We start from the raw sequence: 16,759 nt of genomic DNA on the forward strand, positions 1-16,759 counted from the left end.
TCTTTAAGCGGAATAAACATCAACCAAGCGGAATCTCAATCGACTTATTAAAGAATCGCTTTTCCGTTTTTGGCACTTAAGGATTACCCTCAAATACAACAAATAAAAAAAGGAGCAAAACAACTCTGTTTTGCCCCGGCTCCACTTAGGAGCAGCCTTGGGTAGGATTCGTCAACATGGATCAGGTGCGAATTCGGAAGTTTTCAGATCCATCATTATTCCTGTGAGGAATAGATTTGAATTTGGTCATCAGGGACTGTGAACCCGGATGGGCTATAGAATCGTACGACGTTGCCGTCTTGATCCATAGTCATGCTATAGTGTTCGAGGAAGTCCCAAAGCAAAGGCATTTCTTCGTGAATGCAATTGTGGGAGCGATAAATGTTTTCAGTCACTTGGAAGATCGACACCTCTTCACCACTGAATTCTTTAGACCAGGTCCAGGTTTTGAAACGGTTCATCCAACCGCTTATTGAAGCGCTGTCATAGTTATGTTCATCGAGTGAGAAACCGTTGACTGACAAGTGATAGGCCGCTAGAGCGTCTAGTTTATTATTTAAACTATCCCACAGGTGACCTTTTAAGTCGCCGAGATCACCAGTGCCATAGATGAGATAGTTCGGTATCATTTCATTGCTTACAGTGTACATCATCCCATCAATATCAATCGTTCCGTTTGTTTCAAATCTTGCATCGCCTGATGTTGAGGCAATCGCTGCAAAATACTCCGGATATACTGCAGCAAATTTTTGGCTGACCATACTGCCGGCGGACTGACCACTCGAGTAGATTCTAGTTGGATCGACTTTATATTCGCTCAAGAGCACTTCCTTTAACTGTTTGTAGAAAGTATTAATGTTTTTATGGCTCATGGTCACAGAATTAAGCGCGTATTGTTCACAAATAATCGCCAGAACAAAGCCTTCATCTTGAGCGACCTTCCACCATTGTGTGGCATCGAGGAATACCTTATCCGTTTGGGTGTTGCCAGGCCATACCATCACTACCGGCGCTTTGTCGCCCCACATTTTCTTTGCTGAATCCGGAACATAAACCATATATTCTCTGAGCTCGCCTTCGACCATCATGGTTTTAACTTCAATGCCAAGTGCCTTGTAATCCGCGCGCTCGACAAGCTGGTTGCCATAAGCTATGACGTTCTCATAACGCGTGTAGAAATTCATAAAATCACAAATTTCTTTTGTGACGCTTTTTTTCAGAACGTCGACTTTTTTATTTAGCACAGCGACCTTGGATATAGGACCTGAGTAAGAGGTCATCCAGCTTTCTGAGTCATTGGATTGAGGATAGACCATTCCAAAGACTTTGTCTATTTCCGGTACAGCATCACAGTCATTGGCGTTCATCCAGTAATCAAGACTATCATTAAACTGTCCCTTGACCGGATTGATATACCAGGTTGGAAGCAGCGCTTCTGATACGGCAATGTAATCAAAATCTTCAGGGAAAAGGATTGGGTTGTAGCCATTATTTAAGCCGCCAAACTCCATTTCCTCAAATTGCGTTAAATACGCCTCATCAAGACCTTCTGAATCCAGGTACACTTGGCTGATCACTCTGAGTGGATTGGCTGCCGCCCACGCTTCTAGTGCCGGCGCGCCGTCACCATAGCCTACAAAGTAGTGTTCGCCATAAATTGAGAAGTATGAGTTGCCACTGTAAAATTTGAGAGCTGCAGCTATGTAAGCAGCCTCTTCTGAGTAGGTGCCCCAACCATCGGCACCCGGCTCCAGGATAAAGAGCCCTTCAGCTTTTTGATCCGCAATTTCCTTCCAGCCTGTCACGTCTAGAAATTCTTCTGTATCTACACCGTCCGGAACTGCAATGACAGTGAAGTACGAACGGATTGGAGCATCTTCAGAAATATAGATTTTGGCCGTACGTACTACATCTGAGATGTTGAAATTGTAATTAAAATAGCCCGTAAGTGGCAGCTGGTTCGCTTGTGAGAAGTCTTTCACCGGGTAATCTGTTCCATTCAGAGTGACAGCTTCCATCTTCTTGAAATTATTATCTGATGCCGCCCATCCTGTCATCGGAAGCATAAGCAGTGTCATACTGACAATCAGCAGAATACAAAGTCCGGTCGAGTATCTTTTCTTCATTTCGGTACCTACCTCCATTTTAAGTGTTATGGGTGCTCTACGCTTAAATTAATCACGCTTCTACGCAAAGCACAGCAATTGGGACTTAAACTCCAAATAATCGCATTTTGAAGAATCTGAGGTTATGTAATTCAACTTGACTCGATTCAATCATTGACCATCCCCTTTTCCAGGTTAATAATAGCAGCGTCATTTTTTTGTCGACGATCCACCACTTCATCAGCCATCTCTGTTTGTCTGGCTTATGGTTCACAGGAATTATGCTAACCTATGCTAGCCTTACCATATCTCATTGGCCTGTTTGGTATAAGAACCAAGTTGTCACTCTTTGTATCAATTCCCGAACATTGATGTTACATTTTAGACCGGCATGTATCACGAATCTGCATCGCTCCAAAACACAACTATTGAGGTCATAGGAAAAGGCGTGAAGATCATGATGAAGAATCTCAACAAGTTCATTAAAAACAGGCTGTTCATAAGGATGTTTCTGTATTTCAACGCGCTTCTCATCCCAGTCATTATAGTTGGGAGCATTTTCTATATCTACTCAGTACAAAATTCAAAAATTGAGACGGGTCAAGAACTCGCCGGAAATTTGGAATTCTCAAAAGAGATTATTGAAAATTCTATTCAAATGGCCGTGGATACAAGCTTGAACTTGATGTTGGATGATGCTTTTGAAGCGCAAATATCCCCCGCGGAGTCACTGAGCGCGGATCAAAAAAAACAGTTTGAAAGCATGTTCCAAGCTATCACCAGAAGCCAGAACGTCTCAAACTATGTCATTGACAATCTTTTTGTGTTTAAGGACGATCAGTGGATTCTCCGCAGTGCAGGTGCTGAAAATTTTGACACCTTTTTCAAATCACTTTACCAATTTGAAAAGTATCCTATACCATTTTGGAAGGCTTTTCTGACCAATCCCTCCACGGTTCAATATCTTGAGCCTACCTTGGTCACGACTTCAAGCGGCAATACCAAAACCATCATTCCAACGGTCTCCGTTAAGCAAAGTGATCTAGGCAATATGGCAGTCGTGGTTTGTCTGTCCACTGAAGCGATTTATGAGATGGTTCGAAAGAACATTGTCTTTTCGGATACGGAATTTATTGTCTTTGATAAAAAAGGAAATACGGTCATAGCCAGTCGACCAGAGCTGATGGCACTTGAAACGAAGACATTAATTGGCGTTACCGAACAGACAGGAACAAATGAAATGAGTGAAATTGATTGGAATCAAACCTCATATTTTGTGACAAAGTCAACCTCAGACCGTCTCGGATGGAGTTTTTTCACACTCACACCAAAACACTATTTTTATGCTGAGGCTGAAAACGTACTTCGTGTCACGCTCTGGTCCTGCGTCTTATTGTTTCTGCTTGGATCAATCATGGCCCTCATCTTTAGCGTTAAGCTTTACAGTCCAATCAGAAATATTCGCGATGTGCTGATCAACAGCTTTTCTGACGAAAATAACAGCAGTACCGGAATCAACTTTAATAAGAAAAATGAATTTGAAATTATAAACTCTTCGCTGAATCAGCTGCTGGATGTCACTTCAGCCACTTCTTCAAAAATAAGCCGCATATCAGATGAATATCTGGATAACGCCTTTTCACAATTAATCAAAGGACACATCCCAGAACACCTCGCAGAATTCAATAAAATCATTCATGAAGACCTAGGCTTCAGGGGAGATTCCTATGTATGCTGCTGCATCTTATTTGATCTAAACAGCAGCTTTTATAGTGAATTTCAAGATACTGAAAGATATGACATTTTAGAAGGGATCAGAACGATTCTTCAAAAGTCATTTCTCGCTCTTTTTAAAATGCATATTTTGGAGCCTGAACCCGGTCATTTCGCGTGTATACTCAATTTGAAGGATGATGCCGAACGCGACTCGTTGATTGAAGCTTGTGAGAACATCATTGAGTCCTTCTCTTATGAAGTTGAATTCTACACTGTTAAAATTGGTATTGGCAAAGCACATCACGGTATCAACAAACTTTGGATATCATATGGCGAAGCACAGTCTGCTATTGATCACGGCAATGTTTCCGGCGAGCGGTGTGTATGGGATGCCTCAAATCTTCCACTCAGTCCGGCTCACTACTTTTCATTTAAGGATGAAGAAAAAGTGATCAATTGCCTAAAGGCTAAAGATTTATCCGGTCTCGAAAATATTATCGACACGCTTCTCATTCAAATGGACGCGGATCCAGCCAAGATGATCAAAAAAAGCGCGCTATATGATGAGCTGTATCGAACCGCTGTCAGATATGCCGCTGATCAGCAGCTTGATATCTTTACGCTCTTAAATCAAGATGACTATCAGGCATTCAAAAAAAGAGGGATTATCCAGGACGAGACCGTTGACAGCAAGGCAATGATCATGAGTTTATTTGGCGCGCTGCTGGAATCCTCTCAATCTGGCGCAGACCACTCTCATCTATTAGTTCAGGAAGTCATACAATACATTGAGTCACATTATTTTGAGGATATCTATCTAGAGCGCATCTCGACGGACCTCGGGATTTCAGTCAAGCATCTGTCCAGATCCTTTAAAACACACACTAATGTCAATTTGACGCATTACATCAGCGCTAAACGCATAGAGATTTCGAAAGGTCTGCTTGCCGATTCTTCAATGACCATTGATGAAATCTGTCAAAAGGTCGGCATTCATAGCAGAGTCACCTTCTATAGGCTTTTCAAAAAACATGTTGGAACCAATCCAAGTAATTATCGAAAATCAGAAGAACACGCGAGGTGAGCCAATGAGTCGGATGCCAACAACCATAATAGCTTTAGCAGTACTATCATTTTCATTATTAACGGGATGTCAAAGCCTCACAGATACGGATTCCAATAAAGAAATCACAGATCCCGCGCCGGTAAAATTAAGAGTCGTGAGACGAGAATCTGTCTTTCAACCTATCAATTTGAATCCAGAAACCAGAACTTCAATTCGTGACACTATTGGAGTTGATATTTTAATAGAACCGGTCCCAAGCAACAATTTCAGCAGCAAACTGACATTAATGCTGGTTTCCGAAAATGTCCCCGACCTCATTGAACTCGGTTATATGGATTTACTTCGTTATGGATCAGAAAACCATTTCGCGCCTCTGGATCAGTGGATTGAGACTAGCGCGCCAAATTTTAAAGCCTTTGTGGAGAAACACCCTGAACTAAACCGTCTTAAAATTGATGATAAATGGTTTGGCTTCCCTATAACGTCAGTTAACCCTCTACCATCAGCGGCACATCCAGTCATTCGCTCTGATTTACTTGAGCAGCTTAACTTAAATGTGCCCGGTACCTATGATGAACTTCTGGATTCATTGATCGCTTTCAAAGCCGCCTTTCCGGATCAAGCTATATGGATCAACCAAGGCGGTACTAGGGGATTGATCTCTAATGTCTCCTATCCCCTTGGTTCAGGATTTAGCCTGACCACCTCCTACTATTTCGAAGATTCAATGGACCCAGGGCGATACAAATACGGACCGGCCCACCAAGAGTTCATCCATATCCTGCAGTTCCTGAGACAAGCTTACCAGGAAAAAGTCCTTGATCCCTTCTATGCCATTTCAACGGTGGATGAATGGCAGCAAAAACTGAGCTCAGGCGAAGCGCTCTTTTATTTTGATTTCCCGGTCAATATTGAAAACTTTAATCTAGCGCTGCGACAACAAAATCCAAATTATCATTTTGCGCCGCTTCTCAAACTAAAAAATATCACAGGCGAGTCAAGAATGAGTTATCAATATCAAATCCATGCCATGCACCGGTATTATGTAGTTCCCGCCAAATCTGAGAGCATCGAAGCTGCAGTTAAGCTTATTGACTGGCTCTATTCAGAGGAAGGCACCGCACTAGTCAACTATGGCATCCAGCAAAACGGGTACACCATAGCAGAAGGTAAAATGACCATTAATCCTGAGTTATTTCAGCGATATCATGAGCTTCCTTTTGGTTTTAGACTTATGCAGTATGAACGTGGAACAGGCCAAGGCTTTTTTACCCCAAGTCTCGACATGTCCTATCAATATCAGATTCAGCCTGAATTAGAGCCCATCATGAAAGAGATTGAAAACAGCCCCGCTAATAGAACTTCACCACTCCCGCCTCCACTCACAAAAGAGGAAGCCAAGCGCGTAGCTGCTCTGGTGACAAAACTGGACCAGATCTTGTTCAAAGAAATTGATCAGTACATTGTGGGTGAGAAGTCACTTGCCTCATATGACACTGATCTGAGACAGAAGCTGATCAACGCAGGCTCCGAGGAGCTTGAGCAGCTGCTGAATCAAGCCCACCAGAGAGCGCTTGAAGTCCAAAACTGAAGGAAAAACACTTTAGAGAATGAGACATTGCTAAAATCAGCAAAATTTTTGCAGCCATTCATTCAAAAAAAAGAGCCAAGACCATTTTTGCCGATGGTCTTGGCTCTTTACAATTCCCTAGAGTCTTACTTAATAAAGCTAACCTGCGTATTGATCTCCTTGATCGCTTCATCCTTCTTCTGGTTGAAGACGACCTTGTTCTCCTCAAACATGTTGCGGCCTTCCGCGTCAATCGACACTATCAGCGGCCCAAATTCTTTTACTCTGCATACCCAAAGGGTCTCCGGCATGCCAAGGTCCTGCCACTCGGCGCGCTCAATCTCTTCTACCTGCGTCGCAGCAAGCACCGCGCAGCCCGCTGGGAACACCACATGAAGCGCCTTATGCTCTTTGCAGCCCGCTTCCGTATTCGGCCCCATGCCGCCTTTGCCAATGATCAGCTTGACGCCGGTTTGTTCAATAAATTCTTTCTCAAACTTCTCCATACGCATACTCGTAGTTGGTCCAATGGAGATCATCTCAAACTTCTCATCCTCTAGCTTGCGCACAATTGGACCCGCATGGAAGATTGCCATGCCGTTCAGATCCACCGGAAGCGGTCTGCCCTGCTCAATCAGACGTCTATGGGCCACGTCTCTGCAAGTAACGAAATGACCGCTTAAATAAATGATATCTCCAGCCTTGATGCCCTCAAGATCCTCTGCCTTGATCGGCGTCGTCAGCACTCTCTTATTATTCATACTTCACCTCCGAATGTGACGTAATCGTGACGTTCATCTCTTTGTCAAAGATGATATGTCCCCGTCTGTGCGCCCAGCACCCTGTATTGACCGCAACACCAATGGTGGACGGATGACGCGCCGCGTTCTCTATATGAACGCCCATAACAGAGAGATTTCCGGACATGCCCTGTGGTCCAAGGCCAATCTTGTTGATGCCGTCCTCAAGCAGCTGCTCCAGCTTCGCAGCCCGCTCATTTGGGTTATGGGACCCTATAGGTCGCATCAGCGCTTTCTTGGAAAGCACCGCCGCCGTCTCAACGGACGTAGCCACGCCCACACCAACAAGCAGCGGCGGGCAGGCATTCAGACCATAGCTAGTCATGACATCCATAACAAACTGCACGACACCCTCATAGCCTGCTCCCGGCATAAGCACCATAGCTTTACCAGGAAGCGTACAGCCGCCGCCAGCCATGTAAACGTCAATCTCGACGCTGTCAGATTCCGGTACGATCTCCCAGAAGAAAGATGGTACACCTTTGCCAATATTCTTACCAGTATTGTACTCGTCAAAAGTCTCCACACTGTTGTGTCTGAGCGGCGTCTTTACAGTCGCTGTGTATACCGCCTCAGTAAGAATGGTCTCAAGCTCGCCCATTAAAGGGAATCCGGTCCCACATTTAATGAAGAACTGCAGCACGCCCGTGTCTTGGCAGCTCGGTCTGTAGAGCTCCTTAGCCAGCTTCTGATTAGTGAACATGGAATCATAAATGGTCTTCGCCAGCGGGCTATTCTCCAGAGCCCTCATTTCAGCGAGTTTTTTCTCAACATCGTCAGGCAGTCTGATGCCCACGAAACCAATAAATTTTGACATGGCATCTTTTACCACTTGAACAGATTGCTCTTTATTCATCAGTTAGCCTCCTTGAATATTAGTCAGATCCAGCGCTGCTAAGCCGGGAAGAACGGGAAGAAGATCGGCAGCAAAATCATGCTCACAATAGTCGCCACCACTATCAGCGGCAAACCTGCTTTAACATAGTCCATGAAGCGGTAACCGCCAGCCGCCAAAACCATAGTGTTGGCCGGCATGCCAATAGGCGTCGCGTAAGCCAGTGAACCGCCTATGACCGTCGCCATCAGAACCGCTCTTGGATCAGCACCCATGCCGGAAGCGATGGAGACACTGATAGGCACCAGCAGTGCCGTGGTCGCTGTATTGGACATAAAGTTTGTCAATACTGCTGCGATCATGAAGATGGCAAATAACAACACAAACGGTGACGCGTTCTGTCCGAGGGCACCCATGACCGTCTCAGCGATCAAGGCGCCAGCGCCTGTTTTATCAAGAGCTGATGCCAGCGCCAATGTCCCGCCAAAGAGGAAAATAACATTTAAGTCAATCGACTTATATGCTTCCTTCTCAGTCATAACACCGGTTAGAACGAGAAGCAGCGCGCCAATACTGCCTGTAACGTGCAACTTGATCCCGATCTGCTCTTCAAAGATCATCCCTATAATAGTCACAACCAGAATCAGCAGCGAAAGAGTCTGTTTCCAGGCAGGCACATGACTGTAATCAATGACCTCATTGAACACACTGTCCGGATCCCCTTGCGTCTTTGGTAGAAACTTGTAGCCTATAAACGCGAAGTATATAATCCCCACCACCAGGATAGGAAGACCAATCTTAGCGTATTCAAAGAATCCAAACTGCATGTTCATCTCTTGAAGAGCCGACTGCGCGATCAGGTTGCCCGGCGCGCCAATCAGGGAGAGATTGCCGCCCATAGCTGCCGCGAAAACCAGCGGCATGAGCAGTCTAGACCTAGCGAAGCCCGACTTGGCTGCTATACCAATGACGACAGGGATCAATACCGCCGCCGTACCCGTATTCGAAAGCACGCCCGACATGAGGCCTGTGATCACCATGACTGCCACGATCAACTGCCGTTCAGTCTTGGCGAATTTTGTTACAACGCCGCCAATCTTGTTAGCCATTCCAGTCTCAAACAGCGCGCCGCCAACCACGAACATAGCGACAAATAGAATGACGTTATTGTTGACAAAGCCCGCAAAGGCTGCCGATGGTTCCAGTACCTTAAACAAAATCAAAGCAAGACAGACGATCATGGACGTGACAGCAAGCGGAATTTTTTCCCAAACGAACATAACGACGGCGAAAAGGAGTAAAAGTAAAGTAATAATTGCTGGACTCAAAATATGTATCCTCCCTTCAATTTGAAGACACCCTCAAAGTTAAACTACCAATAATCAAACCAAATAACAAGTCATCATTCGGTGTTTGATATTTGATATTTAATATTTGATAATGTATCCATTTGTGCCTTAATGATATACGGGATCTTATATGTTGTCAATAATCAAAAAATTCATTCTGTAACCCCAACACATTCCGCGGTGCCTCTTTTTATAAGAACACCATAAAACAAAAAGGCAGTGTCCCATAAGACACCGCCCCTAAAACTCAGTCAATCTCCGACAAAACCTCGTGATCCTGCACGAAGTGCGTCAGTATATTTTCCATACTTCTTATAATATGTGCATACATCAGCTGCTTTGCTTTTTCCTCGTCGTAAGCTTTTATAGCCTCCACCAGTTTGCTGTGCTCACTGTTGGAAATTTGAGCGTAGGCGTCCTCTGTCACCTTGTGCCCCATGGAAAGTCCATTCCACATGGAAGACAAAATCGACAGGATCCGGTCATTGTCCGCTGCCACCCAAATGGCCATATGGAATGCCTGATTGAAGTTGGAATACTCATAGGCTCTGTTTTCTTTCAGAGCCAGCTGTCCTTCTTCAAAAGCTTCCACAATGTCCGTGATATCCGCGCGACTCTGACAGACCATACCAATAGCTTCCCGCTCTAAAATAGCCCGGGTTATATAATGGTCCCGGATCATTTTCTCCGTCAAACCCGTGACCACGGCCCCTTTATTAGGAGTCAGCTTTATTAAGCCCTCACTGGCCAGAATCTGAAAGGCCTCACGCACCGGCGTATTGGACACGCCCAGCTGCGTCGCGATCCCATCCAGGGTGATGTTCTCGCCTTCTTTCAGCTCCCGGGTCAGTATAGCTTTACGAAGTGCTGATGCCACCCGCTCCCGGGTCGGCAATAACTTGATTGGCTTTAAACTACTCATTTGAATCATCCTTAATCAATGCTTCTATCACATTGTCATAGTACTTCCTGAACCCATCATAAAGCGCCTGGGGCTTGCCCGTCTCAAGGCACGCCATGATCTCACCCAAAAGCACATGCCCCTGCGCAGGATCATAACTCCCACGAATCTCTGCCAGCATCCAAAACGAGGTCAGCATCCGTTCATACTGCTGAACAACGAAGGTTCCAAGCCCATCAAAATAGAGCTGTTTATGAACGTCCTTCTCCAGCTTCACAAGTGTCTCATGACCGGTGCCAGACTGAACCGCAGCCCTCAGTGTGTGATACGCGTTATTCAACCGCGCCATCCCATAATGACCTTCGAACATCATGACCGCAATTTCGGATGCCATTGCACTCAGCAGCCTGCCATGGGCTTTGATGCTGTCCCTAGACAGCCCCACCACACGCATGTGCCTGTTGCGCATCCGCTCGATGTACCCTTCCTGCTCCAAAATCTGAAGGGCCTCCCGCACTGGCATTCTGGACACGCCCAACTCCGAAGCAATGTTTTCCTGTACCAGTTCGAAGCCCTCAGGGTACTCCCCTTTCAGGATCTTGGCCCTTATATATTTAACGATTTGTTCCTTCAGTTGTTTCATCTCTAATGGCTGCATAGGCGCTCCGTAAAACGTTATTTTAAGTCAAACGAAAATGGTGACTACGCCATATTATACCATGACCACCGGCCGGGTAGAATTAGAAAGTTCGTGAGGTGGGTGAATTGAAAGGAAAATGACCATCGGCCTCAGTTTTGGGCTTTTGGTGATCAAAATTTAGCCGATGGTCTTCAGTTCACCCCTTGGACGAAAGGTCAAATAACTTGATATTTTTTCAGGATAAACCCTATTTTTTCACGCCGGTAATTCTTAAATACAGAATACCTATGTTCCCGTCAGAACTGGTAGCATTACCCTTGTCGACGCCGAGGGCCACATAGAGGAATTCCTCCGCCGGGCCGTCGAAGGCAAACCCATAGCCGTTATTCGAGCTGATCTGCTCGAAGTTAACGTCCTTATCCGTAACATCGTGCTGGCTGAGTTCGTTCACATAAGCCCCATTGATGTAAAGGGTCGGGTTGCCGTAAGTGCTGGTGTCCGCGTGAAAGAGGTCTTCGTCACTGGACCCGTCATACTTCAAGGTAATGTTCGACTTGAGGGGCACAGTTTCACCAGTGTCATGGACGAGTTCGAGGTCCAGAGCGATGCTCGCGCTTCCGCCCTTTTCCAGGGTGAACTCGCCGCTTTGAGGAACCGTCGCGTAATTCGTTCTGTAATAAAACACTGGCTCAAGAGTGATGGCAGAAGGTGGATCTTCCATCATAGCAGACTGAAGGGTATTGCCTTCATTGTAACTCTCTTCTCGAACCAGACCATAGGCTTCATATGGATCACGTAATGTACCTGAGCCGGCCGATGAACCGCCCTCGTCGTCACCGCATGCAGTCAGGCCAAATAGCGCCAGGCTCCCGGCCAGCAATAGATAAAAAAGCTTTTTCATGTCAATTTCCTCCTTAGATGGTTGTGAACAATTTGACTTTATTATATCCAATTTTCCCGTTCCTTGGCGATGAAACGCAAAATTGGCAATGACAAATTGTTGTCACGGACTGTGACAAGAAAAGTGACGCGCGGGTGTGGACTGACATGATCAACGAAACGTGTAGCTAAATGCCGGAATGATCTATAACGCAATCCCAATCTAACTCACATTACATTTTGTGTCTATATTTCTGCTTCTCAGGAATGACGCCCCTGACGCCGCCTTCCGGATCTTCCATGTCCCCAACATACCTAGGGATAATGTGAAGGTGCAGATGCGGAATAGTTTGTCCGGCAGCCAAACCCTGATTGACCCCGAAGTTGAATCCTGCAGGCATAAACTTATTCTCTAGGAGAACTTTTCCGTCTTCCATTATTTCAAACAAAGCCTTTCTCTCATTCTCAGTCAGCTCAAATAAAGTCTCTGCATGGTGTTTAGGAATAATGAGCAAATGACCTTCTGTGACGGGATATTTGTCAAACAGACCATAGAAATAGTCATTTTCAATGACGTAAGCAGAAACCGGCATTTCGCAAAAAACACAGCCTGACATTTTCAAATTTTCACCTTCAATCAATTGATATATCCGGATTTTATCACAATCCATCTGGTCACTTCAAATCAAAAACTTTTTATAAACTGCAATCCACCAAGCGGTTCATAATAATTCTGCAGATCTTCAAGCATTCTGCTTTTTAATCGTTCCAATCCATCCCCACAAGTCAATTCGTCCCAAATCCTATGGTGTATCGAAATCTTTTTCAAATCTTTGGCGTAATACATGAAACGCTTGCGCTCAAATTTTTCGAATGGATTTGAAAGAATACTTTGAGTCAAAATCTTGTCGTCCATAATATAGTCTTTGTCCGCATAAGGACAATTCTCCCGGTCAACGGTCAAACCCTTTTCATGACGCTCAAGATAATAATCTCTATACCGCTCCGTCAGCCCTTGAATGTCCGCGTCACCCGTGCTGTCGACCTTTTCGAGCAGCGACAGAATGAAATACATCTTGTAGCTAAAGGTATAAGTTCGCTCATCAATAAACGCCCAAAAGTCCTCCACCAGCGTTTCCTCAGAGTGTTCCCTTAGTCCTTTTAGTTTTCGAATCTCAGCAACCTGCTCCGGTCGGAATAATTTTATTGAACTCCTGCCCATTGGAATCCTGACATCTGCTTGAATCTCACCTTTAAGCAGCCAACTGTTCACTGTCCCTGTTGATACAAACAGTTCCCTGGCCAGCATTTCCACCGAAAGATAGTCCTCGTAGACCTTTTGCATAGTAAATAATTCAAAGGGCTGAAGCTTGATCAGGCTTTCGTGTGTTGTTTCCAACAGTACCAGTTCCTCCGTAGTATCCCCGGAACGTTCAAAAAGATTCCCAAAGGCCTGGTAATAGTCCAACCCAAATAACCCATGAATGGACCATGGCCTGTTGCTAATCTGTCCAAAAGAACCATACTGATCAACGACATCTATAACATAAAGCGCTTCCTTGCCCTCAGCGAGGCGCGTACCTCTGCCCAGCTGCTGTGTATATAAAACTCTGGAAAGCGTTGGCCTCGCCATGACAATCACTGAAGTATGCGGCGCGTCCCAGCCCTCATTGAGCAAACTGCAGGTGCACAGGAACTGAATTTCCTTATTCATATACTGCTCAATTTTTCTCTGCCGATGGTTATCCTTCCCATCCACCGACGTCGCCTTAAACCCTTTTGCCATCAGCAGTCTAGCCATTTCTTTAGCATGAGCGACACTGACGCAAAAAATCAGACCAGACTTGCCCGTCAGCTTTGTATAGAAATATTTATGAAGGACATCCACAATGAGTTCGTTTCTTGAACTTACTCTTATGCGTCGCTCAAGATCCGCTGACACATAATCCTTCCCATTAAATCTCACTTCTGAAAGATCAATATTGCTTTCCAAGCGAAAAGCCCGAATCTGACACAGCAAGCCTTTTTCAATTGCTTGCTTCAGATCTAGTTTCTCCTCATAGCTTCCAAAGACGTTCTCCAGTCTTTGGGCATCCAATCGCTTATCGGTAGCAGTCAACCCCAGCATAAATTCAGGCTGATAATGCTGGATTGCTTTTTTAAGGACGGGTGCAACACCATGGTGAGCTTCATCTACAACCACATAGTGATATTTTCCCGGTGAATCCTTGTAATATTGTCTCGCGGCACCGGCATAGGTCATGACCTCGATGTGTCCTACTTTTTTCTGATATTGGATGGATTCCTTTTCCCATTGCCTGGTGAGATCCAGTGATGGCGCGAGTACCAAGGCGTTGAGTTTGCCTCTTCCCGCTGCCATTCTCTTCATATCCTCCAGAGCGATTGTGGTTTTACCTGTCCCAGTTGGCAGGACAACAAGCGCAGACCTTTTTCCTTCTCCTCTATCCCCTGACAAGTCGTTTAAATAATCAGTCTGATGTTCATGTAAAACAAATCCCCGCTGAGAAACCATTGAATATTGAATCAAATAATCATCAATGCTGCCGATGAACTCCTTAAGCTCATCCACAATTTTCTCGCGGTTGGCGAGACTTTCCGTATCCCACCTGAAAACAATGCCGTTCGCATCAATAACGGAATTTTGCTTCTTCAATATTTGACGATACTTCGTTTTTCCTATTTTTTGAGGATGATGAAAATTAACGCCATTTTCTTCAATAACAATCCATGACCCATCCTTATTGAAGAGAGCATAATCGACAAAAGCAGTTTCTCCCTCGACTGTAATAAATGCATATTCTCTCTTTAAATATTTTAAAGACTCTTCACCATAAGCTTCAATAAAGCACTCTTCAAACCGGTACTCAAGTGGTGTTGGATCCGCCATGACACTTTCTCTATTAAAGGTTCTGCCAAGCTGATATTCGGCTTCCTCTTCGACAAAATGATCATTTAGAAACCTTTCCAGCTCAATATCACCATCAATAAAACGATAAACTTTTTTATGCTGGCGCATCCATTCGTTTTGCTTTTGGCAGTAGCGTTTGTATGGAAAGGGGGTGGAGAAGATGGCATCCTTATCGATGATGAGTATACAGTCTTTGTTTTGGAAGTGATATGCACTAGACAATAGAATTTCATTGTGTATCAATTGGTCAAAAATTGATTCGATACCTAATGAATACTTTGCCCATTCTATCATTGCTATCACCCATTTCAACAATTTAATTAAAAGCAGCACTTTACTATCAGAAGATTGTTCAAACAAAATATCATAAATCACTTTTACATAGAGAAATTAAATTTTGATGCACACATTTCTACAGAAACTAATTTTAATGATTTATTAATTGGCATTTTTATATGCAATTAGCATCTCTTCAATCTTTTCTTTCTCGCCACTTCCATTTGTTGGCAAACGCAATAGAGGAATGTTATAAAGTTTAAAAATATGATCCTTCATTTTGTCTCTTTGTGATTGTCGTGTTCCTTCTTTGTGGTATTTAAATCCATCAACTTCGATTGCAAAAATTGGCTTTTTACTTATTTTATTGTAAACCATAAAATCCACATGGGCAGCTGGATTCATCGCATACTCACATTCTTCATCACTCAAGTGTATTGGGTCTCGAATTAGCATATTTAACGGCTGATGACAAATTACATTCAGACACAAATTTTGGTATTTGGACAAAATATTGTTTATTGTAACATACATCAAGTTTTCGGAATCATACTCTGATATGCGCTTATTCCTTTTTAAATATTCCATTCGTTCTACTGTATACTGACGATAAAGATAATCGAAAACGGAGTATATTTCACTTTTGAAAGTTTTAAAATTATTATATTCAATATAGGAAATCAAATCTCCAATATTGCTATCCTTTGGTTGTTCATTACCCGATACTACTAGACAAAAATTCTTTTTTGCTCTAGAAACGGCTACATTTAATAAATAAGGATCATCAGTAAATTTCGTGATCACATCATCAACAGTTGTCAAAATGATTGCATCTTTTTCTCGACCTTGAAATTTGTGTACTGTTGCAACATCAATTGTATTCGAACCAATTTGATGCTTGATAGCATCTACCTGAGCATTGTATGGCGATATAATCCCAATATTTTCAATATCTACTTGTTGCATACTTGGAAGTGCTTCCTTGCATATAACATCGATCTGACGTTGACTAAGCTGATCCCGTTTGTGATTTCCAACAACAGTTTTATATATTGACAACGCATCTGACTCTCCATGATCTTCTGTCATAATAAGAAGTTCATTGTTATAAAATTTTTGATTGCAAAATCCGATGATTTTAGGATGACACCGATAATGTTCTCGTAACAGTACCTGTGGAACATCAGTCATAACACTGCAAACAGACTTTAAGAAACTATTTTGTGAATATGAGTATCCTTCATGTAAATTAAATGAGTCAAAAATTGCATCAGCTCTTTTTAGAGTTTCAGAAGTAAGTACGTTTGGTAATTGCATTAGATCGCCAACTATTACTGCATTCTTAGCACCTGATAAAGCCAGTGCTCCTGTAGTTATGTCAACTTGAGACGCTTCATCCATTATTAAAAAATCATAAATTGCATCTTTACTTAAACTGTTCCTTGACGAAAATGTGGTGCTCAAGATAATTGGATACTCTTGCGTAAACTCATTTGATTTGTTGATTAAATCAAAATATGTAAAGATCTTTCGCTTTGTTAAATTACCATATTTCTCACAAATTTTTCCTCGAAGATATTGTAAAGACAACTCAGTTAATTGCTCAATTTTATATTTAGCGTTTACCGATTGAAGTTGACTGTTTAAAATTTCAATTTCTTCAGTAATTTCTTGAATCTTAGTGTCATAATAT

General features: G+C 43.5%; 12 protein-coding genes. 2 read left to right on the top strand and 10 right to left on the bottom strand.

Features of this window, described 5'->3' with window-relative positions:
* Positions 1–215 precede the first annotated feature (215 nt).
* Entirely contained in the window at positions 216–2,126 is a 1,911-nt protein-coding gene (locus tag OEL90_RS12795) for a PHB depolymerase family esterase (RefSeq protein WP_300689188.1), read from the bottom strand.
* A 436-nt stretch (positions 2,127–2,562) separates the two neighbouring features.
* Here OEL90_RS12795 and OEL90_RS12800 point away from each other — a divergent pair, with 436 nt between their 5' ends.
* Both OEL90_RS12800 and OEL90_RS12805 read left to right on the top strand, forming a co-directional pair.
* A complete protein-coding gene (locus OEL90_RS12800) occupies positions 2,563–4,905 on the top strand; it encodes a helix-turn-helix domain-containing protein (RefSeq protein ID WP_300689191.1) in 2,343 nt (780 codons plus the stop codon).
* 4 nt (positions 4,906–4,909) lie between these two features.
* The gene (locus tag OEL90_RS12805; RefSeq protein ID WP_300689193.1) at positions 4,910–6,478 is read left to right on the top strand and encodes an extracellular solute-binding protein; all 1,569 of its coding nucleotides are present in this window, start codon (positions 4,910–4,912) and stop codon (positions 6,476–6,478) included.
* Between the two features lie 125 nt (positions 6,479–6,603).
* Here the strand turns inward: OEL90_RS12805 and ttdB are convergent, their stop codons facing one another.
* The 9 genes from ttdB to OEL90_RS12850 form a co-directional block, all read right to left on the bottom strand.
* A complete protein-coding gene (gene ttdB, locus OEL90_RS12810) occupies positions 6,604–7,218 on the bottom strand; it encodes a L(+)-tartrate dehydratase subunit beta (RefSeq protein ID WP_291399953.1) in 615 nt (204 codons plus the stop codon).
* On the bottom strand, positions 7,211–8,113 hold the full coding sequence (ttdA, locus tag OEL90_RS12815; RefSeq protein ID WP_300689197.1) for a L(+)-tartrate dehydratase subunit alpha: 903 nt from the start codon (positions 8,111–8,113) through the stop codon (positions 7,211–7,213). Before ttdA ends, ttdB begins: the two co-directional genes overlap by 8 nt.
* A 38-nt stretch (positions 8,114–8,151) precedes the next feature.
* Positions 8,152–9,420, bottom strand: coding sequence for an SLC13 family permease (locus OEL90_RS12820; RefSeq protein WP_291399951.1), 1,269 nt, complete (start codon positions 9,418–9,420; stop codon positions 8,152–8,154).
* 268 nt (positions 9,421–9,688) lie between these two features.
* Positions 9,689–10,363 (bottom strand): GntR family transcriptional regulator, encoded by a 675-nt coding sequence (locus tag OEL90_RS12825; protein ID WP_300689201.1) that lies wholly within the window; start codon positions 10,361–10,363, stop codon positions 9,689–9,691.
* A complete protein-coding gene (locus tag OEL90_RS12830) occupies positions 10,356–10,985 on the bottom strand; it encodes a GntR family transcriptional regulator (protein ID WP_300689203.1) in 630 nt (209 codons plus the stop codon). Before OEL90_RS12830 ends, OEL90_RS12825 begins: the two co-directional genes overlap by 8 nt.
* A gap of 244 nt (positions 10,986–11,229) precedes the next feature.
* On the bottom strand, positions 11,230–11,883 hold the full coding sequence (locus OEL90_RS12835) for a hypothetical protein (protein WP_300689206.1): 654 nt from the start codon (positions 11,881–11,883) through the stop codon (positions 11,230–11,232).
* A 211-nt stretch (positions 11,884–12,094) separates the two neighbouring features.
* Entirely contained in the window at positions 12,095–12,478 is a 384-nt protein-coding gene (locus OEL90_RS12840; protein ID WP_300689209.1) for an HIT family protein, read from the bottom strand.
* A gap of 68 nt (positions 12,479–12,546) precedes the next feature.
* A complete protein-coding gene (locus tag OEL90_RS12845; RefSeq protein WP_300689212.1) occupies positions 12,547–15,084 on the bottom strand; it encodes a DEAD/DEAH box helicase in 2,538 nt (845 codons plus the stop codon).
* A gap of 144 nt (positions 15,085–15,228) precedes the next feature.
* Positions 15,229–16,759 (bottom strand): AAA domain-containing protein (locus tag OEL90_RS12850; protein ID WP_300689215.1); only part of this gene is annotated, 1,531 nt, incomplete at its 5' end.

This window comes from Acidaminobacter sp. (genome assembly GCF_030247605.1).
Taxonomy (GTDB): domain Bacteria; phylum Bacillota; class Clostridia; order Peptostreptococcales; family Acidaminobacteraceae; genus Acidaminobacter.